20 protein-coding genes are annotated in these 22,820 nt (G+C 62.7%); 10 read left to right on the forward strand and 10 right to left on the reverse strand.

Annotated elements, in window-relative coordinates; translation table 11 throughout:
* Window positions 1-228: 228 nt before the first annotated feature.
* Together QM659_RS15445 and QM659_RS15450 are read right to left on the reverse strand one after the other, a co-directional pair.
* Window positions 229-1,044: a fructosamine kinase family protein gene (locus tag QM659_RS15445; RefSeq protein ID WP_415189099.1), complete on the reverse strand. Its 816-nt coding sequence runs from the start codon at window positions 1,042-1,044 to the stop codon at window positions 229-231.
* A gap of 117 nt (window positions 1,045-1,161) precedes the next feature.
* Window positions 1,162-1,635, reverse strand: a complete 474-nt coding sequence (locus QM659_RS15450) for a low molecular weight protein-tyrosine-phosphatase (RefSeq protein WP_127077776.1) — start codon at window positions 1,633-1,635, stop codon at window positions 1,162-1,164.
* Window positions 1,636-1,903: 268 nt separating this feature from the next.
* On the opposite strand from QM659_RS15450, the gene QM659_RS15455 reads away from it, so the two are divergent.
* Complete coding sequence (locus QM659_RS15455; RefSeq protein WP_127077774.1) at window positions 1,904-3,178, forward strand: lipoprotein-releasing ABC transporter permease subunit; 1,275 nt, start codon at window positions 1,904-1,906, stop codon at window positions 3,176-3,178.
* Window positions 3,175-3,936 carry an ABC transporter ATP-binding protein gene (locus QM659_RS15460; protein WP_415189100.1) on the forward strand — a complete coding sequence of 254 codons (762 nt, stop codon included), beginning with the start codon at window positions 3,175-3,177 and terminating at the stop codon, window positions 3,934-3,936. Before QM659_RS15455 ends, QM659_RS15460 begins: the two co-directional genes overlap by 4 nt.
* 108 nt (window positions 3,937-4,044) lie before the next feature.
* On the opposite strand, the gene QM659_RS15465 is transcribed toward QM659_RS15460, so the two are convergent.
* Together QM659_RS15465 and QM659_RS15470 are read right to left on the reverse strand one after the other, a co-directional pair.
* The gene (locus tag QM659_RS15465; RefSeq protein ID WP_415189101.1) at window positions 4,045-4,806 is read right to left on the reverse strand and encodes a L,D-transpeptidase; all 762 of its coding nucleotides are present in this window, start codon (window positions 4,804-4,806) and stop codon (window positions 4,045-4,047) included.
* A gap of 444 nt (window positions 4,807-5,250) precedes the next feature.
* Window positions 5,251-7,191 (reverse strand): propionyl-CoA synthetase, encoded by a 1,941-nt coding sequence (locus tag QM659_RS15470; RefSeq protein WP_415189102.1) that lies wholly within the window; start codon window positions 7,189-7,191, stop codon window positions 5,251-5,253.
* Between the two features lie 256 nt (window positions 7,192-7,447).
* On the opposite strand from QM659_RS15470, the gene QM659_RS15475 reads away from it, so the two are divergent.
* Complete coding sequence (locus tag QM659_RS15475) at window positions 7,448-8,029, forward strand: tyrosine phosphatase family protein (RefSeq protein WP_303484745.1); 582 nt, start codon at window positions 7,448-7,450, stop codon at window positions 8,027-8,029.
* A 114-nt stretch (window positions 8,030-8,143) separates the two neighbouring features.
* On the opposite strand, the gene QM659_RS15480 is transcribed toward QM659_RS15475, so the two are convergent.
* Entirely contained in the window at window positions 8,144-8,350 is a 207-nt protein-coding gene (locus tag QM659_RS15480; protein WP_127077764.1) for a TOBE domain-containing protein, read from the reverse strand.
* A 193-nt stretch (window positions 8,351-8,543) separates the two neighbouring features.
* The gene (gene ppc, locus QM659_RS15485) at window positions 8,544-11,303 is read right to left on the reverse strand and encodes a phosphoenolpyruvate carboxylase (RefSeq protein WP_415189103.1); all 2,760 of its coding nucleotides are present in this window, start codon (window positions 11,301-11,303) and stop codon (window positions 8,544-8,546) included.
* A 296-nt stretch (window positions 11,304-11,599) separates the two neighbouring features.
* On the opposite strand from ppc, the gene modA reads away from it, so the two are divergent.
* Genes modA through modC form a run of 3 tightly spaced genes read left to right on the forward strand, consistent with a single transcriptional unit; the run spans window position 11,600 to window position 14,234 of the window.
* Window positions 11,600-12,397 carry a molybdate ABC transporter substrate-binding protein gene (gene modA / locus QM659_RS15490; RefSeq protein WP_415189104.1) on the forward strand — a complete coding sequence of 266 codons (798 nt, stop codon included), beginning with the start codon at window positions 11,600-11,602 and terminating at the stop codon, window positions 12,395-12,397.
* Window positions 12,394-13,101: a molybdate ABC transporter permease subunit gene (modB, locus tag QM659_RS15495; RefSeq protein ID WP_303488158.1), complete on the forward strand. Its 708-nt coding sequence runs from the start codon at window positions 12,394-12,396 to the stop codon at window positions 13,099-13,101. The genes modA and modB overlap by 4 nt, the downstream gene beginning before the upstream one ends.
* On the forward strand, window positions 13,098-14,234 hold the full coding sequence (gene modC, locus QM659_RS15500; RefSeq protein WP_415189105.1) for a molybdenum ABC transporter ATP-binding protein: 1,137 nt from the start codon (window positions 13,098-13,100) through the stop codon (window positions 14,232-14,234). The genes modB and modC overlap by 4 nt, the downstream gene beginning before the upstream one ends.
* Before the next feature lie 12 nt (window positions 14,235-14,246).
* On the opposite strand, the gene QM659_RS15505 is transcribed toward modC, so the two are convergent.
* A complete protein-coding gene (locus QM659_RS15505; RefSeq protein WP_415189106.1) occupies window positions 14,247-15,158 on the reverse strand; it encodes a bestrophin family protein in 912 nt (303 codons plus the stop codon).
* A 307-nt stretch (window positions 15,159-15,465) separates the two neighbouring features.
* Complete coding sequence (locus QM659_RS15510) at window positions 15,466-16,899, reverse strand: hypothetical protein (protein ID WP_415189107.1); 1,434 nt, start codon at window positions 16,897-16,899, stop codon at window positions 15,466-15,468.
* Window positions 16,900-17,207: 308 nt separating this feature from the next.
* Here QM659_RS15510 and QM659_RS15515 point away from each other — a divergent pair, with 308 nt between their 5' ends.
* The 3 genes from QM659_RS15515 to QM659_RS15525 all read left to right on the forward strand — a co-directional run bounded on the left by QM659_RS15515 (window position 17,208) and on the right by QM659_RS15525 (window position 20,672).
* Window positions 17,208-18,719 (forward strand): phosphomannomutase/phosphoglucomutase, encoded by a 1,512-nt coding sequence (locus tag QM659_RS15515; RefSeq protein WP_415189108.1) that lies wholly within the window; start codon window positions 17,208-17,210, stop codon window positions 18,717-18,719.
* Between the two features lie 40 nt (window positions 18,720-18,759).
* On the forward strand, window positions 18,760-19,662 hold the full coding sequence (locus QM659_RS15520) for a DUF4424 family protein (protein ID WP_415189109.1): 903 nt from the start codon (window positions 18,760-18,762) through the stop codon (window positions 19,660-19,662).
* Between the two features lie 461 nt (window positions 19,663-20,123).
* Window positions 20,124-20,672, forward strand: coding sequence for a hypothetical protein (locus tag QM659_RS15525; protein ID WP_303484772.1), 549 nt, complete (start codon window positions 20,124-20,126; stop codon window positions 20,670-20,672).
* Between the two features lie 231 nt (window positions 20,673-20,903).
* On the opposite strand, the gene QM659_RS15530 is transcribed toward QM659_RS15525, so the two are convergent.
* Complete coding sequence (locus QM659_RS15530; RefSeq protein ID WP_245434036.1) at window positions 20,904-21,419, reverse strand: TIGR02301 family protein; 516 nt, start codon at window positions 21,417-21,419, stop codon at window positions 20,904-20,906.
* An 8-nt stretch (window positions 21,420-21,427) separates the two neighbouring features.
* A complete protein-coding gene (locus QM659_RS15535) occupies window positions 21,428-21,856 on the reverse strand; it encodes an NUDIX hydrolase (protein ID WP_415189110.1) in 429 nt (142 codons plus the stop codon).
* Window positions 21,857-22,037: 181 nt separating this feature from the next.
* Between QM659_RS15535 and QM659_RS15540 the strand changes: the two genes are divergently transcribed.
* On the forward strand, window positions 22,038-22,808 hold the full coding sequence (locus QM659_RS15540; protein WP_415189111.1) for a glutamine amidotransferase: 771 nt from the start codon (window positions 22,038-22,040) through the stop codon (window positions 22,806-22,808).
* Window positions 22,809-22,820: the final 12 nt, after the last annotated feature.

The raw sequence follows: 22,820 nt of genomic DNA on the forward strand, positions 1-22,820 counted from the left end.
TCTACGATTACGAGCAGGGGAACGGTCACACGCTTACGGTCCACGAGCAGGAAAAAGAACTGTTCACCGGCCTTCTCGATGCGCGGGGCAACAAGCTCTACCGCGAAAGGCAGCCTTTGGGCTTCCCGTTGCGTAAGGTCAATCGCCCTTAAGTCACGGCACGCCTTTTCCATTGGGCAAAATGCCCAGCGCCGCCGCGCCTAATTTATGCAAGGCGAAAGCGCGCCCTCAAACCCTCGCCGCCGCAAGCAACCGCTGAACCATGCCGAGATAGGCTGAGCCGAACAGCCTCAGATGCACGAGCGCGGGCCACAGCCTGTAAATTGGCTGGCGCTCGTCGAAGCCCGGTTCGAGCGGGCCGTAGGCGTCGTAGAAGGCGGGCGGCGGCGTGTCGAACAGGTTCAGCATCGCGATATCGACCTCGCCATGGCCAAAATAGCAGGCGGGATCGATGAAAGACACCGCGCCGCCTCGCGCCACGAGCACATTGCCGCCCCACAGATCCCCGTGGAGGAGGCTAGGGGCTGATAGTTGCGGCAACCGGTCGGGCAGCGCTTTCGCCAGCGCTTCGATGCGGCGGGCGACGGCGGCATCCACATGCGGAACATTCACGAGGAGACGCCGCTCGGCCCAGAAGGCGGGCCAGCTCCGCATCCGGCGGTTCTCTATGGCGACACGCGCGAAGGCGTAGTCTTCGTCCCAGCCGCATGCATCACCCTTCGCGGCATGGAGCGTGGCCAGCGCTGCGCCGATCTGCGGCCACGCCTGGCTGATCGATCCGCCCGTGTCGACGGCCTCAACCACTAGCACACCATCGCCCACCGCCAGCACGACCGGCGCGGGCGCGCCTGCGTCCGCAATGGCCCGCAGCATCCGAGCTTCGATCTCTGGCCGACCGCCGCCTTTCACGACCGCCTCGCGCCCGCTGGCGAGACGAATGCGCACGATCTCCGACAGCGAACCGCCGCCGAGCGCGGTCTCCATCGCGAGTGTGTCGCCCAGAAGCGTGGCACCCGCCTTGCCGAGTGCTGTAAGACCCGACATCTGGCTATCCTCGCTGCGACCGCCCACAAGAGTTACAACGCGAAAGTGTTAACAGGGTTCAATGCTCTTCGGCCGCAATGCGGGCGCCGCCTTGCAGTGGCAGGGGAGCCCGCGCGCTCATTGTCCTTCGGACAGGGCACGCGCCAGCGCCTTCGCCCCTTCGGTCACATCCCCCCAGGTGGTGTCGAACCCTGCTTCGTCGCCGTAGTACGGGTCCGCAACCGCCTCGCCCCTGCGCTCGTCCACGTAGTCGAGCAGGAGCGCAAGTTTCGCGTTGCCGTCGGAAGGACGCATCGAGCGCAGCACGGACAGGTTCGATCCGTCGAGGGCGATGATATGCGTGAAACGGCGGAAGTCGTCCGGCGTGACAAGCCGTGCGCGGTAACCGCCGATGTCCTCGCCGTTCTTTCGCGCCACCGCCTGCGCGCGCCGGTCGGGCGGCTCGCCCACATGCCAGTCACCCGTCCCCGCCGAATCGACTTCGACGTCGAGACCGAGTTTCCTCGCTTCGGCCCGGAAGGCCGCTTCGGCAAGCGGCGACCGGCAGATATTGCCGAGGCACACGAACAAAACCGACGTTTTTGCCGCCATCTTCGTTTCCCGCTGGTAAAAGCACAATCTGGCCGCTTCTGTTCTCCTCGCGCAACCTATACTTTCAGGCAGATACGGCGCACGACCGGGACGCATCATCGCAGCCGACGCGACCCCTTTTCGATATCGCCCGCGCGTGACGCCCCGGCAAGGACGCATTTTCGCCCTTGATGCAGCCATAAATCCGTTGCAACACACAGCCCGGCGTTGCGGTCGCGAAGTCGCGTGTGCGCGGATGCCTGTCGATAATCAACACGCGGGACGAGGCATGACAGAAAAAGCCGTGAAAGAACCGGGCGCGTTCGCGCCGTTCGAATGGCTGCTTGCTTTCCGCTATCTGCGCGCGCGCCGCAAGAAGGGCTCGGTGTCCGTCATCGCGTTCTTCTGCGTGCTCGGTATCGCGCTCGGCGTGGCGACGCTCATCATTGTGCTTTCGGTCATGAACGGCTTCCGCAAGGAACTGTTCGACAAGATCCTCGGGCTCAACGGCCATGTCATCGTGAGGCCTCTCGCTCGCCCCTTCACCGATTATGACGAGGTTGCGAAGCGGCTTAACGCCGTGAAGGGCGTCGACCATGCGCTCGCGGTCGTCGAGGGACAGGTGATGATCTCCTCGCAGAGCGGCTCCTCCGGCGTGATCGTGCGCGGGCTCATGGGCCGCGACCTCGAAGCCTTGAAGTCGATTTCGGGCAATATCCGCTACGGCACGCTCGACGGCTTCGACGATTCTGGCGGCATCGCTATCGGCACGCGCCTTGCGAACACGCTCAATGTCTTCGTCGGCAGCGAGGTGACGCTGCTCGCGCCGCGAGGTGCTTCGACGCCGTTCGGAACAGCGCCGCGCGTGAAGCGCTATCGGGTCGCCGCCGTCTTCGAGATGGGCATGTCGGAATATGACGGCTCCATCGCCTTCATGCCGATGAAGGAAGCGCAGGGCTTCTTCAATCTCGGCGAAGCGGTGCACGTGCTGGAAGTGGTGATCGACAACCCGGACAATGTGGAGGCGATGCGCGGCGCATTGCAGGACGCGGGCGGCCCCGACATGCTGCTCACCGACTGGCGGCAGCGCAACGCCACCTTCTACAACACGCTCAAGGTCGAGCGGAACGTGATGTTCATCATCGTGATGCTCATCGTGCTGGTGGCGACGCTCAACATCATCTCCGGCCTCACCATGCTCGTGAAGAACAAGGGACGCGACATCGCCGTGTTGCGCACCATGGGCGCGACGCGTGGGGCGGTCATGCGCGTGTTCTTCATTTCGGGCACGAGCATCGGGCTGATCGGCACGCTTGTCGGGGTGATCCTCGGCGTGCTCATAAGCCTGCACCTCGAAGACATTCGCCAGCTGGTGTCCTGGCTCACGAACACGCACCTGTTCGATCCGAGCGTCTATTTCCTGTCGAGCCTGCCGTCGCAGCTCGATCCCGCCGAAGTGATCGTGGTCGTCGTGATCGCGCTGCTGCTTTCGATGGGCGCAACGATCTATCCCGCGCTTCAGGCGGCGCGTCTCGATCCCGTGGAGGCTCTGCGCTACGAATGAAAACCGTCACGCGCGATTTCGCGGGCACGAGGCCCGTTCTGCAACTCGTGGAGCTTGAGCGCACCTACGAGCAGGGCAACCGCACGCTGGAGGTGCTGCGCCGCGCCTCTGCCGAAATCTGCGACGGCGAGGCCGTTGCGCTCGTCGGCCCGTCCGGCTCCGGCAAATCGTCGCTTCTGCATATGGCGGGCCTGCTCGAAAAGCCGGGCGGTGGCGCCGTGCTGCTGAACGGCGTCGATTGCACCGCGCTGAACGACAAGGACCGCACGCGCGTGCGCCGCAACGAGATCGGCTTCGTCTATCAGTCTCACAACCTCCTGCCGGAATTTTCGGCGCTGGAAAACGTGATGATGCCGCAGCTTCTCGCGGGCGCGCGCCGGAAGGATGCGAAGGAACGCGCTCTGGAACTGCTCTCGACCTTCGGCCTTTACGAGCGCGCCTCGCATCGCCCCGCCGAACTGTCGGGCGGCGAACAGCAGCGCGTGGCCATCGCGCGCGCGGTCGCGAACAGCCCGTGCGTGCTGCTCGCCGACGAGCCGACGGGCAACCTCGATCCGCACACAGCCGACCGGGTGTTCGACGAACTCGTGTTCTTCATCCGCAATTCGGGCGTCGCCGCGCTCATCGCCACGCATAATTTCGAGCTGGCCGGGCGGATGGATCGCGTTCTGCAACTCAACGACGGCGTGCTGGTGGAAGTTTCGCGGCGCGCGGCTGCGGAAGGCGAGCGCGCGGGACAGTTCAGCCAGGCAGAGTAGTCTTGAACGTCACGCTTTTCCGCCGCCGCCCTCGCGATGGCATTCGCTGAGCTTGCGGCGCATCAGCCGTGCGTCCCGTCTTGTCGGAAAGCGGACGACTTCCGGCTTTCAACGACTCACCGTCGCAGCGGACGACTGCTCGGCATTCGATGACGAGCTGAACAGCGACGACAGCGGGGCGCTCTGGCTGACCCCGCCCTTGTAGAACGGCAGCACCTTCACCTTGGTCCCGACCTTTGCGATCGATGCCAGATGCACCACGTGTTCGTTTGTCAGGCGGAAGCAGCCGGACGAGTTTGCCCGCCCGACGGTCCGGTCGTTGTTGGTGCCGTGGATGCGGTATATGGTATTGCCCAGGTAGAGCGCGCGCGCGCCCTGAGGGTTGCGCAAGCCGCCCGACACCGTGATCGGCAGACCGGGTTGGCGCTTGTGCATTTCCGGCGGCGGCGTCCAGGACGGCCACGCCGCCACGCGCGTGATACGCTCCGTGCCGGACCAGGTAAAGCCATCGCGACCGACCGAGACCGGATATTCATAGGCTCTTTTGCCGGGCAGCACGAAATAGAGCCTGCGGTTCTGGGTGTCGACGATGATGGAGCCGACTTCCTCGTTCTGATTGAAGTAGACGATCGGCGGTTCGGCGGGCTTGATCTCGGGTCGATCGCCGCCATCCATGAATTTCGGATAGACAACCGGGGCAAGGGACTTGCGCCGCTCGGCACGCTCGGCCTCCTCCTGCTCCGCCTGCTTTCGGATGTCGCTCTCGAAAACCGGGCGGTTGTCGACCCAGTTTTCCAACGCGGTTGCGGAGACCGTCCCCGCCACGAGCCCGGCCGCAAGCGCCGGAAGCAGCGCGATCCAACATCTCATACGCATTCCCCCGTGCCCTGCCCCTGTGCCCGTGCCCCTGCGCCGCCCAGCCCTGGCGGAGCGAATTTGACTTGCTGCGAGTTCTCACTCCGGCATTTGCCTGCGAAGGTTGCGACAGAGCTAAGCCGATGTCGGGTTCGGACCGCTAGCGTCAAAGCGCCAAAATCCAATACACGAGCCTGGCTCGCGGCAAAAGGTCCGTCCGGTCCTGCGTGGCCCCTTGCCCCTGCGACTGTGGCTATTTAGCCAATAAGCACCATCCTCGATCCGCCCGATGCGCGGCTTCGGGGCGACGACGTGTCGTTCGGGGGTGTCGGCTTCCAACTCAGATCGGATCTGTTTGCGCGCGTCGTCCTTCTCCCTCGACAAAAAAGCCCCCGCCCGGACGAGCCGAACGGGGGCTTTGAATGCCCGAAGGAGGCGGAAGCCTCCGTGTGTAAGCCCTTACGCGGCTTCGCTCGAAGTCCCGAAGCCCTTCGCCTTGAGCGCGGCCGCGATTTCTTCGAGGATCGCCGGATCGTCGATGGTGGCGGGCATCTTGTACGCCTCGCCGTCGGCGATCTTGCGCATCGTGCCGCGCAGGATCTTGCCCGAGCGCGTCTTCGGCAGCCGGTTTACCGTCAGCACGGTCTTGAATGCCGCCACCGGGCCGATCTGATCGCGCACCATGGCGACGATCTCTTTCTCGATCACGTTGATCTCGCGCACGACGCCCGACTTCAGCAGCACGAAGCCGGCGGCGACCTGCCCCTTGAGACCGTCCGCCACGCCGATCACGGCGCATTCGGCGACGTCGGGATGGTTCGCGACCACTTCCTCGATGGCGCCGGTGGAAAGGCGATGGCCCGCCACGTTGATGATGTCGTCGGTGCGCGCCATCACGAAGACATAGCCGTCTTCATCGATATAGCCCGCGTCGGCGGTCTTGTAGTAGCCCGGATATTCGACGAGGTAGCTTTCGATGAAGCCCTGCTCGTTGTTCCACAGCGTCGGCAGACAGCCGGGCGGCATCGGCAGGCGGATCGACAGCGCGCCGGTCTGGCCGCGCGCGACTTCCTCGTTCGACTCGTTCAGCACGTGAAGCTCGTAGCCCGGCAGCGGATAGGTGGGCGAGCCGAGCTTGATCGGCAGCGCGCCGAGCCCTGCGCAGTTCCCCGCGATGGCCCAACCCGTTTCCGTCTGCCACCAATGGTCGATGACCGGAACCTTCAGCAGGTCTTCGGCCCACTGCACGGTGTTCGGGTCCGCGCGCTCGCCCGCAAGGAACAGGTATTTCAGGCTCGAAATGTCGTAATTGCCAAGGAAAGAGCCTTGCGGATCTTCCTTCTTGATCGCGCGGAACGCGGTCGGCGCGGTGAACAGCGCCTTCACCTTGTGCTGCGAGATCACGCGCCAGAAGGCGCCTGCATCCGGCGTGCCGACGGGCTTGCCTTCGTAGACGATGGTCGTCGCGCCGTGCAGCAGCGGACCGTAAACGATGTACGAGTGGCCGACGACCCAGCCCACGTCCGACGAGGCCCAGAACACTTCGCCCGGATCGATGTCGTAATGGTTCTTCATCGTCCATTTGAGCGCGACCATATGGCCGCCGACGTCGCGGACGACGCCCTTGGGGCGCCCCGTGGTGCCGGACGTGTAGAGAATGTAGGCTGGATCGGTCGATGCCATCGGTTCGCAAGGGGCCGTGACGCCGCGCGCCTTCGCGTCTTCGACGAGCGCCGCGTAATCGTAGTCGCGGCCTTCGATGAGCGTCGCGAGTTCCTGCGGACGCTGCACGATGATGCAGACCTCGGGCTTCACCGAGGAAAGCTCGATGGCGTGATCGAGGAGCGGCTTGTAATGGACGACGCGCGTCACCTCGATGCCGCAGGACGCGGTGACGATCGCCTTCGCCTGCGTGTCCTCGATGCGGATGGCAAGCTCGTTCGCCGCGAAGCCGCCGAACACCACGGAATGGATCGCGCCGATGCGGGCGCAGGCCAGCATCGCAATCAGCGCCTCGGCGATCATCGGCATGTAAACGATGACGCGGTCGCCCTTGCCGATGCCCTTTTCCTTCAGCACGCCGGCGAAGGTCGCCACTTCCGTCAGAAGGTCGGCATAGGTCAGAATGCGAACCTGGCCGGTGACGGGGCTGTCATAGATGATGGCGGGCTGATCGGCGCGGCCGTTCTTCACATGGCGGTCGATGGCGTTATACGCGGTGTTCGTGACGCCGCCCGTGAACCAGCGCCCGTAAACGCCTTCGTTCGCGTCGAAGATCTTCTTCGGCTGCTCGAACCAGTCGATCTCGCGCGCGGCATCTGCCCAGAAACCTTCCGGGTCGCGCTTCCAGCTCTCGTAAACGTCGAAATAGCGGCTTTGAGCCGGGTTTGGCGAAGTCATCAGCAATCCTCCAGAATTGCCCGCATAGTGCTCAAACAGGCGCCTGTTCCGCAAGATGCGAACTGCGGCAAATAGGCCATCCAAAGAAGCGGAAGCTTGCTTCTTTGGTATAAGCTGGACGCCTTTTTGTACGAAGATAACGCAGGCTCCCAGTCTGGCGCAATTTTCGAAATCGGGCTTGTTTCGGTCCGCGGCGCTCCGATTTTGGGCTATAAGAGGTCCGCGGGAGCCGATCTGTCGAAGGGGAAATTCCACGATGCCGCTAATCGAAACGCCGTTCCTCACCACTGTCTGCGGTCTTGAGGAACTGGCCGGGCATTCGTCGCGCGAGGTGAGCCATGTTCTGTCGATTCTCGATCCCGACGAGCCTGAGCCGGAGGCATTCGGCGCTTATGGGGAGCATGCTCGACTTGAGATGCGGTTTCACGACATCATAGAGGACACTGCCGGACACGTCGCTCCCACGCCCGATGACGTGGCCAAAATGCTTGCGTTCGGCCGCGATTCGGAAGCCGAGGCCGGAAGCCTCAGGCACCTGCTCGTTCATTGCCACATGGGAATTTCGCGCTCGACCGCCATGATGGCGCTGCTTCTGGCTCAGTCGCAAACGGTGCTGTCCGCCGACACGATCATGCAGCACATTCTGGCGATGCGGGACAAGGCATGGCCGAACCTGCGCATTCTTGAATATGGCGAGGCGATCCTTGGCCGGGACGGCGAGTTTACGCGGGCGGCGGGGGCGATCTACCGGATTCAGCTCGAACGCCGGCCGGAAATCCGCAATTTCTTCATCAACGCCGGACGTGGCCGCGAAATCGAGACGGCGGATCGCGTGTAGATTGAAAAAAGCAGCGCGGCAATTGCAGCGCTGCTTTTTTTTTCAGGGATTATCCATCCAAAGAAAAGCGCGAGTGATGACGACCGCGCTTCCTCGGTTGGCGGAGTGCAAAACTTACTTTACAGCGATGATGACATCGGAAGACTTGATGATCGCCGATGCCTCCTGACCTTCTTTCAGGCCCAGATCTTCGACGGATTCATTCGTGATCGAGGCCGTGATCGGTGTGCCACCGACATCGAGGACCACATGAGCCGTCGTCGCCCCCTTGATAACTTTCGTTATTTTACCGGTGAACACATTCCGGGCGCTGACTTTCATCGGGCGGTTCCTTCTTCAAACGATCAGTATAAAGTCGCATCGTAAAATATGGCTTTTCCGGGAAACTGCAAGTGCGGATTCAAGGCAATGTTGTATAATTAGTTACACATTTCTCAACTCGCGTTTGAGCTATATATATCGCGCTATAGCTGGCAAAGTCGTATCCATGAATGCATAGCAGCGCGAAAGGCGGCTAACCCGTATTCCTGATGCCGGCGGCCACGCCGTTGATCGAAATCTGGATCGCGAGACGGATCTTCTCCGCGTGATCGCCACGCCGCCAGCGTCGCAGCAACTCGACCTGGAGATGGTTCAGCGGCGCGATATACGGGATGCGCCGCGAGATCACGCGCGCGAGCGGCGGATTGTCGGCAAGGCGATCCGGCGAGCCGGTGATGATGTTCAACGCTTCGACGGTGGCGTTCCATTCCACGAGCAGCGCTCCCGTCACACGGCTTGCAAGCTGTCTGTCCGGCACGAGATCGGCATAGCGGCGCGCGATCCGCATGTCCGCCTTTGCAAGCACCATGTCCATGTTGGAGAGCAGCGTGCGGAAGAACGGCCACTCCCGCCGCATGCGCCGCAAGAGCGCGGTGCGCTCGAACGGGGCTTCCTTCGCGTAGGCGCGCACCGCCGTGCCGAAGCCGTACCAGCCGGGAAGGGCCGCACGCGCCTGCCCCCATGAGAAGCTCCAGGGGATCGCGCGCAGATCCTCGATGCGCTGGTTCGCCTTTCTGGAGGCGGGGCGCGAGCCGATGTTGAGTTCCGCAATTTCCGCGATGGGAGTTGCGGCGAAAAAGAAGGCGTCGAACCCCTCCAGATCGTAGACCAGCGCGCGATAGGATTTCATGCTCAGCGCCGAAAGCTCCTCGGCCGCTTCGAGGAACTCGGGCGGGACGGGCTGCCGGGGCGACAGCAACGTCGCTTCGATGGATGCGGCGGCAAGCGACTCGAGATTGCGGCGGGCGATTTCCGCATGCGCATATTTCGACGCGATCACCTCGCCCTGTTCCGTGATGCGGATCTGGCCGTTTACCGTGCCTGCGGGCTGCGCCAATACGGCCTGATAGGTCGGGCCGCCGCCGCGTCCCACCGTGCCGCCGCGCCCGTGGAAAAGGCGCAGGCGAAGCCCGTCTTCCGAGCAGAGCCGTTCCAGAGCCACCGACGCGCGGCATACTTCCCAGTTGCTCGTGAAAAAGCCGCCATCCTTGTTGCTGTCGGAATAGCCGAGCATGACTTCCTGAATGCCGTCGCCCGCCGCCGCGAGCGAATGGATGCCGGGCAGCGCGAGGAAGTCGCGCATGATGTGCTCGGCGCGGCGAAGGTCGGGGATGGTCTCGAACAGCGGCACCACGATCAGCGCCGCGCGCGCGTCCGCGTCGCCAAGCGCGCCCTTCATCAGTCCCGCCTCTTTCTGAAGCACGATCACTTCGAGGAGGTCGCTCACGCTCTCGGTGTGGCTGATGATGTACTGCCGTATGGCGCGCTCGCCATAGGTTGCCCGCATGGCCCGCGCCGTGTCGAGGATCGCGAGTTCAGAGGCGGCGAGGTCGGAATAGGCGGCGGTCGGAATGCGAAGCTGGCGCGGATCGCGTAGCACGGAGAGCAGCACGGCCTGCTTTTCTTCCTCGCCGAGTCCCTTGTAGTCGGGTGCGACGCGCGCTGTCGCCAGAAGCTCGCCCACCACCTCCTCATGCTTGTCGGAGTTCTGGCGCAGGTCGACGGTGGCGAGATGGAAGCCGAACACCTCCACCGCGCGGCGCAAGGGCCCGAGCCGCGTTTCGATCAGCGCGCCGCCCTTGTTCGCCAGCAGCGAGTCTTCGATCACGACGAGGTCGGCAAGAAAATCCTCGGCCTTCGCATAAGGCTCGGCGGATGTAAGCGGCGGCCGGAGAGCGGATTTGTCGGCGAGCTTTCGCAGCGTCATCGCGAGCCGGGCATAGATGCCTGTGAGCGCGCGGCGGTAGGGCTCGTCCGCCCGGTGCGGATCGTTGTCGTTCGAGCGTTCGGCCAGCGCCTGAAGCTCGGGCGTGCATTGGGTGAGGCGGGTGGACAGCGGCATTTCGATGCCGAGTTCATTCACTTCGGTGAGGTAGTTGCGCAGCGCGATTTCGCTTTGCCGCCTGAGTGCGAGCCTCAGCGTATCGGCGTTGACGTTCGGGTTGCCGTCGCGGTCGCCGCCGATCCACGATCCCATCTGGAAGAACGAGCCGACATGCGGCCTGCCGATGCGCTGTTCCAGCGTCTCGTAAAGGCGGGGAATCTCCGACAGAAAGCTGGATTTGTAAAAGCGCAGCGCGTTCTCGATCTCGTCGGCGACGGTGAGATGGGTGGAGCGCAGAAGCCGCGTCTGCCAAAGTTGCAGCACGCGTCCGCGCAGTAGCGCCTCGTTGCGCTTCAGTTCGAGCCCGGTGAGGCGGTCGCGTTCTTCGAGCAGGCGTTCTATCGAGCTTGTCGCGTCGAGGATGCTGCGCCGCTGCACCTCGGTCGGATGCGCCGTGAGCACCGGCGAAACGAGGCTGTTCCCCAGCATGTCGAAAACGGTGTCGGGCACGATCCCCGCCTTTGCCAGGCGCTCGAAGGTGAGGTCCAGGCTGCCTTCCTGCTCGTCGGGGCGCCGTTCCAGCGCGACCCGCGCCGCGCGGATGCGATGCCTGTCCTCGGCGATGTTGGCGAGATGCGAGAAATAGCTGAAAGCGCGTGCGATGATGACCGCCTGTTCCGGCGTGACGCGGGCCATGATGTCGTCCAGGGCGCGGGCGGCATCGGTATCGGCTTCGCGCTCGAAGGCCACACTCAGCCGACGGATCATCTCGATGATCCGGAAAGCTTCGTCGCCCTCCTGCTCGCGGATGGTGTCGCCCAAGAGCGCGCCGAGAAGGCGGATATCGTCCTGCAGGCGGGACTCGAGATCGGGAAGACCGCCGAGGGCAGGGCTAAGCGTGTCGATCATGGCACCTCTTTGAGACGAACTCGTTTTTCACCCGCCGTCTTCAGCAAGGAAAACCCGGACGGCGCGGCTTCGCACAATGCGTTTTTTCGATTGGGCCCTACGGGCAGAATGTCCCTGAACCGCGCTGCGTCATTTTGCGCGAAGCCGGGCATTTTGCCTAGCGGTTCCGTGAACGGACACGTGCTCGTTTGATGTCGACAGTTTTTCCCCTCAACTATATAGACAGCGATACAACGCATATATAGACGCAGATATATCTACCCACCTGTCCGATATCGGATCGAATGAGGAAAAGAATGAGCTTCAGATCACGCTTCATGGCGACGGTCTCCGCCGCGCTTCTCTCGGCTGCGCTCGTCGTGCCGCAGGCCATCGCCGAGGAAACGAAACCCGTCATCGTCTTCGCCGCGGCGAGCCTGAAGAACGCGCTCGATGCCATCTCCGCCGACTGGCAGAAGGCGAACGAAGGCAAATCCGTGAAGACCAGCTACGCCGCAAGTTCCGCGCTCGCCAAGCAGCTCGAACAGGATGCGCCAGCCGATATCTTCATCTCCGCCGATCTCGACTGGATGGACTACGTAGAGAAGAAGGCGCTGATCGACAACCAGACGCGTGCGAACCTGCTCGGCAACGCGATCGTCCTCATCGCGCCGAAGGATAGCACCGCGACGATCGAGCTGAAGGAAGGCGCCGATCTCGGCAAGATCCTCGGAGACGGGCGCCTCGCGGTCGGTCAGGTCACGTCCGTTCCCGCCGGCAAATACGGCAAGGCCGCGCTCGAAAAGCTGGGTCTCTGGTCGCAGGTGGAAAACAAGCTCGCGCAGGCCGAAAGCGTGCGCGCGGCGCTCCTCCTCGTCAGCCGCGGCGAAGCGCCCCTCGGCATCGTCTACGCGAGCGACGCGGTTTCCGACGCGAACGTAAAGGTCATCGCCACCTTCCCGGCTTCCTCGCATCCCGCGATCATCTATCCGATTGCGCTGACCACGAAGGCGGGCGAGGACGCGAAGTCGTTCTATAGCTTCATCAAGTCGCCTGCGGCCGCGCCTCACTTCGAGAAGCAGGGCTTCACCGTTCTCGCGGACAAGAAGTCCTGAACGACTTCTGGACGCTCAGCCCGGATGAGTGGACCGCCATCCGGCTGAGCCTCCTGGTCGCGACCGTCGCAGTCGTGGCGAGCCTGCCTTTCGGGCTCGCCATCGCTTGGGTGCTGGCGAGGCGCGAATTCTGGGGGAAGTCCCTCCTCAACGGCATCGTTCATCTTCCTCTCGTCCTGCCTCCCGTCGTGACAGGCTATCTGCTTCTTATCTCCTTCGGCAGGAAAGGCCCCGCCGGGCAGTTCTTCGAGCAGTGCTGCGGACTCGTCTTTTCGTTCCGATGGACGGGCGCTGCGCTCGCCTGCGCTGTCATGGGCTTTCCGCTCATGGTGCGCGCCATCCGCCTTTCGCTCGAATCCGTAGACCGTCGGCTCGAAGACGCGGCGGGCACTCTCGGCGCGAGTCCGGCGTGGGTGTTCCTCACAGTCACGCTGCCGCTCATCGCCTCCGGCGTCATCGCGGGCATGATCCTTTGCTTCGCGCGCGCCATGGGCGAATTCGGCGCGACGATAACTTTCGTCTCGAACATTCCCGGCGAGACTCAGACGCTGCCGTCGGCGATCTACACCTTCACGCAGGTGCCAGGCGGCGACGAAGGCGCGCTTCGGCTTACGCTCGTTTCGCTCGTCATCTCGATGGGGGCGCTGATCGCATCCGAGTGGCTGGCCCGGCGCGCGGGCGGCGCAGGGAGCATCACGTCATGATCGAAGTCGCCGTTGCGCAAAATCTCGGCGCGTTCGCGCTCGATGTCGACTTCGCGACCGACGGGCGCTTCGTCGCGCTGTTCGGCCATTCGGGGTCGGGCAAAACCACGCTCATCAACCTGATCGCCGGGCTGACGCGGCCTGCTCGCGGCCGTATCGTCATCGACGGCGAGACGCTTGTCGATACGGCGCGCGGCATCTTCGTGCCCGCCTGCAAGCGCAGGCTCGGCATGGTGTTTCAGGAAGGCCGCCTGTTCCCGCACCTGTCCGTCAAGCAGAACCTGCTCTATGGCGCATGGTTCGCGGGCGCAGTGGACAAGAGCGGCGCAGAACTCGCGCGCGTCGCCGATCTTCTCGGCATCGATCACCTTCTCGCGCGCTACCCGAACCGGCTCTCCGGCGGCGAGAAGCAGCGCGTTGCGATCGGTCGAGCGCTCCTGGCCGCGCCAAAGCTGCTCCTCATGGACGAGCCGCTCGCCTCGCTCGACGACGCGCGCAAACTCGAAATCATGCCGTATCTGGAACGGCTGCGCGACGAGGCGGGCATCCCCATCGTCTATGTGAGCCATTCGGTGGCGGAAGTGGCGCGTCTGTCCGATACGCTCGTGGTCCTCTCGGCAGGCAAGATGCGCGCGTTCGGCCCGACGCTGGAACTGATGCGGCGCGTCGATCTGTTCCCGGCAGCGGAGGGCGGCGACGATGCGGGCGCGGTCATCCTCGCCAAGGTTGAGAAGCACGATGCCAATTACGATCTCACCACCCTCGTTTCGCGGGCGGGGGAATGGCGGATGCCGCGCCTCGACATCGCCGAGGGCAAGGACGTCCGAATGCAGATCAAGGCGCGTGACGTGATGATTGCGCGCGAGAAGCCGGACGATGTCAGCGCGCTGAACGTGTTTCGCGGCGTGGTGGCGGAGCTGGGCGCTACGGATGGCCCGAGCGTCGAGCTGCGCGTCGACTGCAAGGGCGAGATGCTTGTCGCGCGGCTCACGCGCTTTTCGGTGGAGCGGCTTCAGCTTGTCGTCGGCGAACCGGTGTTCGCCATCGTGAAGTCCGTCTCGTTCGACCGGCGCACGCTCGGCTCGGGCTGGCAGGATCTTCGGGCGTCCGATGCGAGCACGGCGGCGGAATAGGCGTCGCCGCATTCAGGTGAGAAGCCAGCCGTCGACCGGCTGCAAGGGCTCCGGGATTTCCTTCGCGCCGATCGTCTCAAGAAGATCGATCTCGATGGTGCGCACCATGGCATTGAGGGGCAGGCCGTTGGGCAAAAGGCCGAAAGGCTCCTCCAGCTCGTCGCCGACGGCGTCGAGGCCGAAGAAAGCGTAGGCCAGCACAAGGGTGAAAAGCGGCGTTGCAAGCCCGCAGGTTTCCCAAAGGCCGAACGGCGAGACAAGGCAGAAAATCCACGATGTCCGGTGCAGCAGCAGCGAATAGGCGAAGGGCGCGGGCGTGTTCTTGATCCGTTCGCAGGCGGTCTGGATCGCGTTCATTTCCTCCACGCGGTCTTCAAGCATCCGCAGCAGGATCTCGCCGCAGTTTCCCCTGCGATGGACGTCGACGATTTCCACCGTCAGGAGCTGAAGGACGGCCTGAGGCCGGTTGCGGGTCGCGAGCACCGCGACCGCCTCAGCCTCCGAGAGCCAGGGTCTCAAAGCCGCCGCCTCGTCTTGCCCGCGAAGGCGTGCCGCGAGCACGGCGGCGAAACCGATGGAACGCCGCGCGATCCGCTCCGTCACTTCGGGGTCGTGCAACGCACGCGCCTCGCGAGCGAGCGCCCGCGACTGAGCGATGAGATGGCCCCATTGCTTGCGTGCTTCCCACCAGCGGTCGTAGCAGGCGTTGTTCCGAAAGCCCAGGAAGATGGACAGCACAAGGCCGATCAGGCTGAAGGGCGCCAGCGAAACCGACGGCAGCGGTTCCGACCACACATGCGGGAAGACGGCCACGAAGGTCGACACGGCGGCAACGATGAGCAGCCGCTGCCAGATCTGAATCACCACGGTTCCGCGCAAGGTAAACAGCATCGCCAGCATGTTCGGCGACTTGCGAACGATCATCTCGGGACTCTCTCGCCAGGACGGCGGACGCCGTCGACTTGAAGGAAGGGCAAATCGGTGTGAGCGCCGCCACGCTCGCACGTTTTGTCGCAGTATAGTGGTCCGATTCCGACATTTGCATCCGTTTGCAGCACGCTTGCGAGCAAATGTCGGAATCGAAAGGACCGCGAGCAACATCATGATCTGGTGGAGCTTTTGAATTTGACATTTGAGCGGGAGCTCGCAGCCACCGGGACTCAAATGTCAAATTCGCTCCACTAGCGCCAAATTGCGCATGCAATTATGGCAGCCACGCCCGAGCTTGCGATCAGCGCGCCAGCGGCAGGGTGAGTGCAAGCACCAGACAACTCAGAAAAAGCGCGGCCAGCGTGAAGAGCCCGTTCCATTTGTAGGCCACCTCGCCGGGACGGCGGTTGACGAGCGACGCGGTCATCACGAGCGACGAGTTGAACGGCGATGATATGACCGAGCATGTCCAGCCCGCTGCGATGGCAAGCACGATGGCCGTCTTGGAAAGGCCGGGCATGTCGACGGACGCGACAGCGCTCGCAAGGATGGTCGCGCCGATCATCGGATTGAGCCCGATCTGCCCCATCGCCGCAACGCTGAGGCAAAGTCCGCAGGCGAACAGCGCGGGCGGCAGCGGTATCGTGTGGAAGAAGGCGCGCATCGCATCCTGCGGCACGAGCGCGACGAGGGCAGCGCCCAGGAAGCCCGACGCCGCGAAGACCGCGATTTCGTTCGCATAGCCCGGAAATGCCGCGACGCCCTTGTCGATGAGGATTGCGGCGCTCGCCTTCACAGGCGCGGGCCGCGCGCTCGCCATCGAGATGCCGAGCGCCCACAGGAAGGCGTAAACGGGCACCGCGACGAGAAGCGCAGTCTGGAACGACAGGTCCAGTTCGCGCTCGACGAAGCCCGTCGCAACCGAAATCGCCGCGACATGGCCGATCAATGCGGCGACCGCGAGCATCCCGCCGGCTATCCTTTGCCGTTCCTGCCGCTGAAATCCTTTCGGCTTCTGCACCTGATCGAAAATCCAGCCGAGCAGAATGAACGCCGTGGCGCCGAGGATGCCAAGCGGCCCTGCTTCCGCCCATGTCAAGCCGGGAACCGAGACGAGCAGGAGATTGAAGGAAACGCCGAGCGGCGACCAGAACACGATGGCGGAAAAGCCGCGCAGCGCCGCCGCTGTCATGCGCCGCTCGCGCCAGGCGACGATCCGTTCATTGCCGCCCGCCGCTTTCAGCGTGTTGGCGTCGCGCACCATCTCGACGAGAAGCGCCAGGCCGCCGATGTTGAGCAGGACGCCGAAGAAATGCGCTCCGAAGGACAGCGACAGATAACGGCGCGAGGGCGGCTGGTTCACGAGGTGGCGGCCTGCGAGCGCTATCAGGGTGGACGCGCTTGCCGCCGCGCGCAGAAGGCCGAGCAGCGCAATGAAGGTCGGCAGATAAACCATTCGACTTGCACCGGCGCCAAGGATCGCAATGCCCCCAGGCTGCAATGCGGCGAAGATGCCTATCGCCGCGCATCCCGCGAGCAGGATCTTCGCGTTCAGGATCATCCGGCTCCAGACACAGGCGAAATAGGCGATCAGGAACGGCAGCGCGATGAAGGCGGCTGGCCTCCATCCCGTGAACACATCCACGAAGGCGAGCGCGATCACCGCGACAAGGAAAAGCGATGCCCGAGGCAACGCCTTCAGCCGCGACCAGGTGGCGGTATCATCGTTCGACATGGGCGTGGGAATAGTTCGGGATCAACTCTCTGAAGTGGGCTTGCCATTTGATGCATCCGGCGTTGGACGCTCAAATCAAACCAACTTTCGGCTCGCATCGAACGGGTACGCCGGAGCATTCGGACGCTCGACATGCTCTTATAGCCGGATCGGCATCTTGGAAAGACCCGGACTGTGTCCGCTCTTGCATGCATCCCGGCGAAGAGCGTCGGCGTCGACCGGGACACAGCCGCCACCGAACAAACTTGGCAGTCCCGTGCAACGCAGGTATGCCAGTGTTCAATCACAGAAGCCCCCCCGGAGCCGTCATGACAGCCGCAGTATTTCCCAAGCCGCGCACGGACATCAGGCCGAACACGGCGGAATTCGAGCGTCTTCCCTATGTCAAACCGACGGGTTTTCGCGAATACGACGCGCGCTGGTTGTTCCCGCAGGAGATTAACCTCATGGGAATGCAGGCGCTGGGGATCGGGCTCACGACCCTGATGCGCGAGCGGGGCGTGCCGGTGCGCATCGTGACGGGCCATGACTACCGCTCCTATTCGTCGAGCATCAAATCCGCGCTCATCGCCGGGCTGCTGGCGGGCGGCGCCGAGGTTCACGATATCGGCCTTGCGCTCTCGCCGACCGCCTATTTCGCGCAGTTCGCGCTTGAAGTGGAGGGCGTGGCGATGGTCACTGCAAGCCACAACGACAATGGCTGGACCGGCATCAAGCTCGGCATGGCGCGGCCGCTCACCTTCGGCCCGGAAGACATGAGCGAACTCAAGGCGATCGTGCTCGAAGGCCGCTTCGCGCCGCATGAAGGCGGGACGTATCAATTCCACGGCGACATCGCCGAACGCTATATCGCCGATCTCACCGACCGCAAGCCCCTCACGCGCAGGATCAAGGCGGTGGTTGCGTGCGGCAACGGCACGGCGGGCGCTTTCGCGCCGGAGGTGCTGGCGAAGCTCGGCGTGGAGGTTATCCCGCTCAACACCGATCTCGACTACACCTTCCCCAACCATAACCCCAACCCGGAATCGCTGAAGATGCTGCATGCGGTGTCAAATGCCGTGCGGCTCTCGGGCGCCGATGTCGGCCTTGCCTTCGACGGCGACGGCGACCGTTGCGGCGTGGTCGACAACGAAGGCACGGAGATTTTCGCCGACAAGGTGGGCGTGATGCTCGCGCGCGATATTTCGGGTTTGCACAACGACGCGAAATTCGTGGTGGACGTGAAGTCGACGGGGCTGTTTTCCACGGACCCCGTGCTCGTCAAGAACGGCGCCCAGACCGCCTACTGGAAGACCGGCCATTCCTATATCAAGCGCTACAGTCACCAGACGGGCGCGCTCGTCGGCTTCGAGAAGTCGGGCCATTATTTCTTCAACCCGCCGCTCGGGCGCGGCTATGACGACGGTATCGTGTCGGCCATCGCGATTTGCGACATGCTTTCGCGCAACCCCGACAAGACCATGGCGGAGCTTTACCGCGACCTGCCGAAGACGTGGCAGTCGCCGACGATGTCGCCCCATTGCGACGACGAGAAGAAATATGACGTGGTCGACCGCGTGATCGCGCATTTCAAGGCGATCGCGGACCAGGGCGGCGAGATCGCGGGCCAGAAGATTTCCGAAATCCTCACCGTGAACGGAATCCGCCTCGTGCTCGAAGACGGCACTTGGGGCCTCGTGCGCGCCTCGTCGAATAAGCCGGAACTCGTGGTCGTCGTTGAAAGCCCGGCATCGGACGCGAACATGCGCGCGATCTTCGCCGAGATCGACCAGCATCTCGCCACCTATCCCGAGATCGGCGAATATAATCAGAAGATATAAAACGATGCGGACACGGTCTTTCCTTGTGGCCGCTTGCGTAATGGCGGTCTCCGACGCTTTGGCGAACGACACGTCTGCGGCGATGGAGGCGGGTGGCCTCATGCCGGTCCAAAACACGACTGTTCAGATTAAGTCGGAAGTCTTGACGATCTCGCCGTGGCGTATCGAAGTCGAATATGTTTTCGTCAATCGTACTGAAAGCGATGTGACGACGACAGTGATGTTTCCGATGCCGGACTACCCGCTGCGAGAAATGCATTTCAGTCCGTGGTCGGTTCCCTACAGCGGACGCCCCAACTTTCTTCAGTTTACGACGCAGGTCGATGACATTGATGTGAAAATGACGCCGGAGATCCGCGCGGTCTTGCCGAAAAGCGGCCGAGATGTGACCGACGATCTGCGAAAGCTCGGAGTGCCATTTTACGTCGATCTTTCTCCGTATAGGGAGACAATGAACGAAAACATATATCGGAAATTGATTGAGCTTGGCGCTATCGAAACTATTGATGAAGAGGAAGATGTTCCATTGTGGACAGTAAAGACCTCATTCTACTGGAGGCAGACATTCCCAGCTGGAAAAGAACTGCGCATTCGCCATCGTTATATACCGGGTGTATTCAAAAGCTTTGTAAGCGAGAAGGAGGATGAGTGGTGTACAGATGAGGCTTATAAGGCCAAGGTAAGGAGTATTCTGAAAGAAAAAGCTGAAAAGTCGTCCTATCTAAATGGACAGGCTGTAAAGTACATTCTTCGAACGGGTGCAAATTGGGCAGGTCCCATCGAGAGATTTAAGTTAAAGATCAATAAGGGATCTGGCGTTTCTCTTGTTTCGACTTGCGCGATTTCGGGCCTCTTTATTAAGAAAGAGGGTGAGACATTTGTCGCGGAGGCGCAGAACTACACGCCGAGAGAGGATCTCAACATTCTTTTCGTGATGAAGTAGGAACTCCGCTCAAGACTTTCGAGGGTATCGTTTTTGAGCATCTCGCGCGCCGTCGAGCCAGTTCGCGCCTTGCTCCCGAAAACGGCCCGGCAAGCCTGTGCGCCACATTTCCCGTTCCGCTGGGCTGTCGCAGCGAAATCGCGCGCGCCAATCGCGTCGTAGAAATCGCAGAACCCGAGCGCTGGCATACAACATATTGTCGCAGGCATTTTGCCTGACAAGGGACTGAAGAATTAACGGATTTTAATACAGAGCGCGTCCGGAGCGACCGCCCGGCTTCTGGCACGGCAACTTCGAGCCGCGGCACCGCCTTAATTAAACTTTAGCGAAAAGGCCGCCGGTCGCCAGCGGAAGCTGTGCCACATAAGCCGGCGAGGATGACCTCGACGCCGACGCGACGCTGAAAGCGCGCATGTCCGGTGTGAGCATCCTCTGTCATCACTCGTAACAGGTAGGTGAGTATGCGACTGCTTCTCACAGCAGCCATTGTCATGCTTTTCGCAATTCCGGCCAACGCAACCCATCGGCATCGTCATCACGCCAAGCAACTCGGTACGAGCGAGGCGAGCCTCGGCAGAGGCAGTAGCGGCGGCCTCGTCACAATCACCACGGCAGCCGGGCCGATCCGCGTCGCCGCTCATCTCGCCGGGCGCTTTCAGGCCCTGATCGCCGACTTCGTCGCGCACGGCTACAAGCCGCGTTCGGTCCATTGCCATGCTCACGGCGGACATGTTCCCAACTCGCGCCACTACTCGGGCGCGGCCTGCGACTTCGATCAGCGCGGTTGGGGGCTGACGACCTCTTTCATGTACCAGGCGCGCGCAATCATCGCGAAACATGGCTTCCGCGACGGATGCAGTTTCAACGATTGCGGCCATGTGGATGATGGCGGCGCGGTTCGCTACGCTGCGCGAAAACAGTACAGGCCGGGCGTGCGGAGCGCGAATGCACGCGGACAGAAGCGCTATTACGTGCGCTATGCCCGAGACGACGACGATTCCGATAGCTGAGCGGTCGACTGACATCGATATCGCAAAGGCTGATGCCGTCCCCGGCGATGATTTCGGGGACGGCATGAGGAAATGTTGTCTCGTTTCATGAAATCCGCCGCGTTGCCATGTGCTGAATTGGGGCATGCCGCAAGTCGGCCGTCGGTGGGCTCCGCAGATTGTGTCGTGTCGATCGGCTTGTCTCCGCCAAACCGTTGCCTTTAAACGCAAGGTGATCCGGGGAGGACAGGTCTATTTGTCGTTCGCGGCGAGCCCGTCGGTGATGGTCGTGGCCTGATCCATGAAACGCTTGATCGCGACCAGTGCCGGCTGTGTGCACGTCCGGTAGGTGCGGGAGTAGTCTCGATAGCCGCGATTGAAGGCTTCGACGAGCTTGGCCCGCCTCAGCGCGCTCGTTCCTTCCGAACTGACAAGCTCGCGCATATGCTCGCGCCAGACCTGCCCCTCATTCGCCCCGCAAAGCTCCCGCAAATAGTGCAAGGTGCCAAGAATCTCGGCAAGGCGGAAAAGCTGTGCGTCGTAAGGGCGGTCTTCGGAGCCGAGTTTGCCCTGCGGCGCGGCTTCCTGCTGAACCTGGGGCGGCGGCGGAGCGGGCTGCTGGCGCGGGGGCGCGCGGCGCTGTTGCTGCGGAGGCTGTTGCGGTTGCAATAACCTGTCGAAGAATTGCGCCTCGGCGGGTTGCATCGCTGCGAAGGCCGCCCACGCCATGGCGATCGCCGCAGCGCCTCTCAGACATTTCCGTGTCATGCCTATCATCATGAGCCTTTGCAGAGTGCAGCCTTCGCGCTCCGTATTGCCGTCTCAAGCCCCGGCGTGCAGGTGAGGTGTCCGCGCTGCTCGTCGGTAAAAAAACAAGCCTCGGTAACATCGCCGCCCGCGACAGGCGCGCGGGTAACGGCTTCCGTCGCGAAAACGGCAATCATGAAGTGTGCAATCACCGCGCCATCGTCGTCCCGCGCTATCGCATCGGCAACATCGCCCAAAGTCAAAGCCGAGGCAAGAAGCCCCGTCTCCTCGAAGAGTTCGCGGGATGCTGCCTCGCGCGCGGTTTCGCCGAGAAGCACCGCGCCACCGGGCAGCGACCACATCCCCGCATAGGGCTGTTTGCTGCGCCGAACGAGAAGCGTGGCCGGACCTCGAAAAACCGCTATCGCAACTCCGGCGCGAGGATAGAACGAAGACATTGCGCGATCCCTTTCGCCGAAAGCTTTCTTCTTTATTGTCCGCCGGTCCGTCGTCGGGGGTTGAAACCCCGGCCTGTAGCCTTTAGGTTGTAGATTCTCGAACGGTAATACTCCCGTTCGAGCTATTGTGGCACATGTCTTGAGTATTGCACCGGCATCATGGTTTTGTTGCAAGTGACACATGTCTGAATTGCTTTCATTTACCGGCCCGGCAAATCCGGCTCAGCATGCCAGGGAGCCTGTTCTCGTCGTCATGCATCGACGCGAGTCCCAGCCGGGAGCCGTCGGTCAACTGCTCCGAGCGCACGGGCATGCCCTCGACATCAGGCGGCCGCGCTTCGGGGATCCTCTTCCCGCTTCGCTCGACGGATATGCGGGCGCAATGGTCTTCGGCGGTCCGATGAGCGCCAACGATCCCGACGATTACATCCGTCGCGAAATCGACTGGATCGGCGTACCGCTTTCCGAGGGCAAACCCTTCCTCGGCATATGCCTCGGCGCGCAGATGCTGGCGAAGCATCTCGGCGCGACGGTTACGCCGCACGCGGCAGGCCATCTGGAGGCGGGATGGGAACCCATCCATCCGCACGACCAGACTCTGGGGCCATGGCCGAGCCACGTCTATCACTGGCATTTCGAGGGCTTTTCGCTCTGCCGCGACTCGGTGCGGCTGGCCGCGGGCGAAGTGTTCGAAAATCAGGCGTTTCGCCACGGCAGTAACGCTTTCGGTCTGCAATTCCATCCCGAGATCACGCTTGCGATGATCCACGGCTGGACGGTGCGCGGCGCCGCTAAGCTCGCGCATCCGGGTGCTCAGAATGCCAAAGGCCATATCGAATCGCACGCCCTTCACGGTGAGAAGCTCCGCGCGTGGACGGCGCATTTTATCGATACGTGGCTGAAGAGCGCCGACCGGCGGGAGGCAGCGCCCGATCTTCAGCGCGCCGCTTGACGCGACGAAAGC

Source organism: Rhodomicrobium sp. (assembly GCF_047605405.1).
GTDB lineage: Bacteria > Pseudomonadota > Alphaproteobacteria > Rhizobiales > Rhodomicrobiaceae > Rhodomicrobium > Rhodomicrobium lacus.

Excerpts from the sequence above, each read along its gene's own strand:
- QM659_RS15445 (WP_415189099.1), bottom strand. The coding sequence starts at position 1,044 with ATGTCGGGTCTTACAGCACTCGGCAAGGCGGGTGCCACGCTTCTGGGC.
- QM659_RS15450 (WP_127077776.1), bottom strand. The coding sequence starts at position 1,635 with ATGGCGGCAAAAACGTCGGTTTTGTTCGTGTGCCTCGGCAATATCTGC.
- QM659_RS15455 (WP_127077774.1), top strand. The coding sequence starts at position 1,904 with ATGACAGAAAAAGCCGTGAAAGAACCGGGCGCGTTCGCGCCGTTCGAA.
- QM659_RS15460 (WP_415189100.1), top strand. The coding sequence starts at position 3,175 with ATGAAAACCGTCACGCGCGATTTCGCGGGCACGAGGCCCGTTCTGCAA.
- QM659_RS15465 (WP_415189101.1), bottom strand. The coding sequence starts at position 4,806 with ATGAGATGTTGGATCGCGCTGCTTCCGGCGCTTGCGGCCGGGCTCGTG.
- QM659_RS15470 (WP_415189102.1), bottom strand. The coding sequence starts at position 7,191 with ATGACTTCGCCAAACCCGGCTCAAAGCCGCTATTTCGACGTTTACGAG.
- QM659_RS15475 (WP_303484745.1), top strand. The coding sequence starts at position 7,448 with ATGCCGCTAATCGAAACGCCGTTCCTCACCACTGTCTGCGGTCTTGAG.
- QM659_RS15480 (WP_127077764.1), bottom strand. The coding sequence starts at position 8,350 with ATGAAAGTCAGCGCCCGGAATGTGTTCACCGGTAAAATAACGAAAGTT.
- ppc (WP_415189103.1), bottom strand. The coding sequence starts at position 11,303 with ATGATCGACACGCTTAGCCCTGCCCTCGGCGGTCTTCCCGATCTCGAG.
- modA (WP_415189104.1), top strand. The coding sequence starts at position 11,600 with ATGAGCTTCAGATCACGCTTCATGGCGACGGTCTCCGCCGCGCTTCTC.
- modC (WP_415189105.1), top strand. The coding sequence starts at position 13,098 with ATGATCGAAGTCGCCGTTGCGCAAAATCTCGGCGCGTTCGCGCTCGAT.
- QM659_RS15505 (WP_415189106.1), bottom strand. The coding sequence starts at position 15,158 with ATGATCGTTCGCAAGTCGCCGAACATGCTGGCGATGCTGTTTACCTTG.
- QM659_RS15510 (WP_415189107.1), bottom strand. The coding sequence starts at position 16,899 with ATGTCGAACGATGATACCGCCACCTGGTCGCGGCTGAAGGCGTTGCCT.
- QM659_RS15515 (WP_415189108.1), top strand. The coding sequence starts at position 17,208 with ATGACAGCCGCAGTATTTCCCAAGCCGCGCACGGACATCAGGCCGAAC.
- QM659_RS15520 (WP_415189109.1), top strand. The coding sequence starts at position 18,760 with ATGGCGGTCTCCGACGCTTTGGCGAACGACACGTCTGCGGCGATGGAG.
- QM659_RS15525 (WP_303484772.1), top strand. The coding sequence starts at position 20,124 with ATGCGACTGCTTCTCACAGCAGCCATTGTCATGCTTTTCGCAATTCCG.
- QM659_RS15530 (WP_245434036.1), bottom strand. The coding sequence starts at position 21,419 with ATGACACGGAAATGTCTGAGAGGCGCTGCGGCGATCGCCATGGCGTGG.
- QM659_RS15535 (WP_415189110.1), bottom strand. The coding sequence starts at position 21,856 with ATGTCTTCGTTCTATCCTCGCGCCGGAGTTGCGATAGCGGTTTTTCGA.
- QM659_RS15540 (WP_415189111.1), top strand. The coding sequence starts at position 22,038 with ATGTCTGAATTGCTTTCATTTACCGGCCCGGCAAATCCGGCTCAGCAT.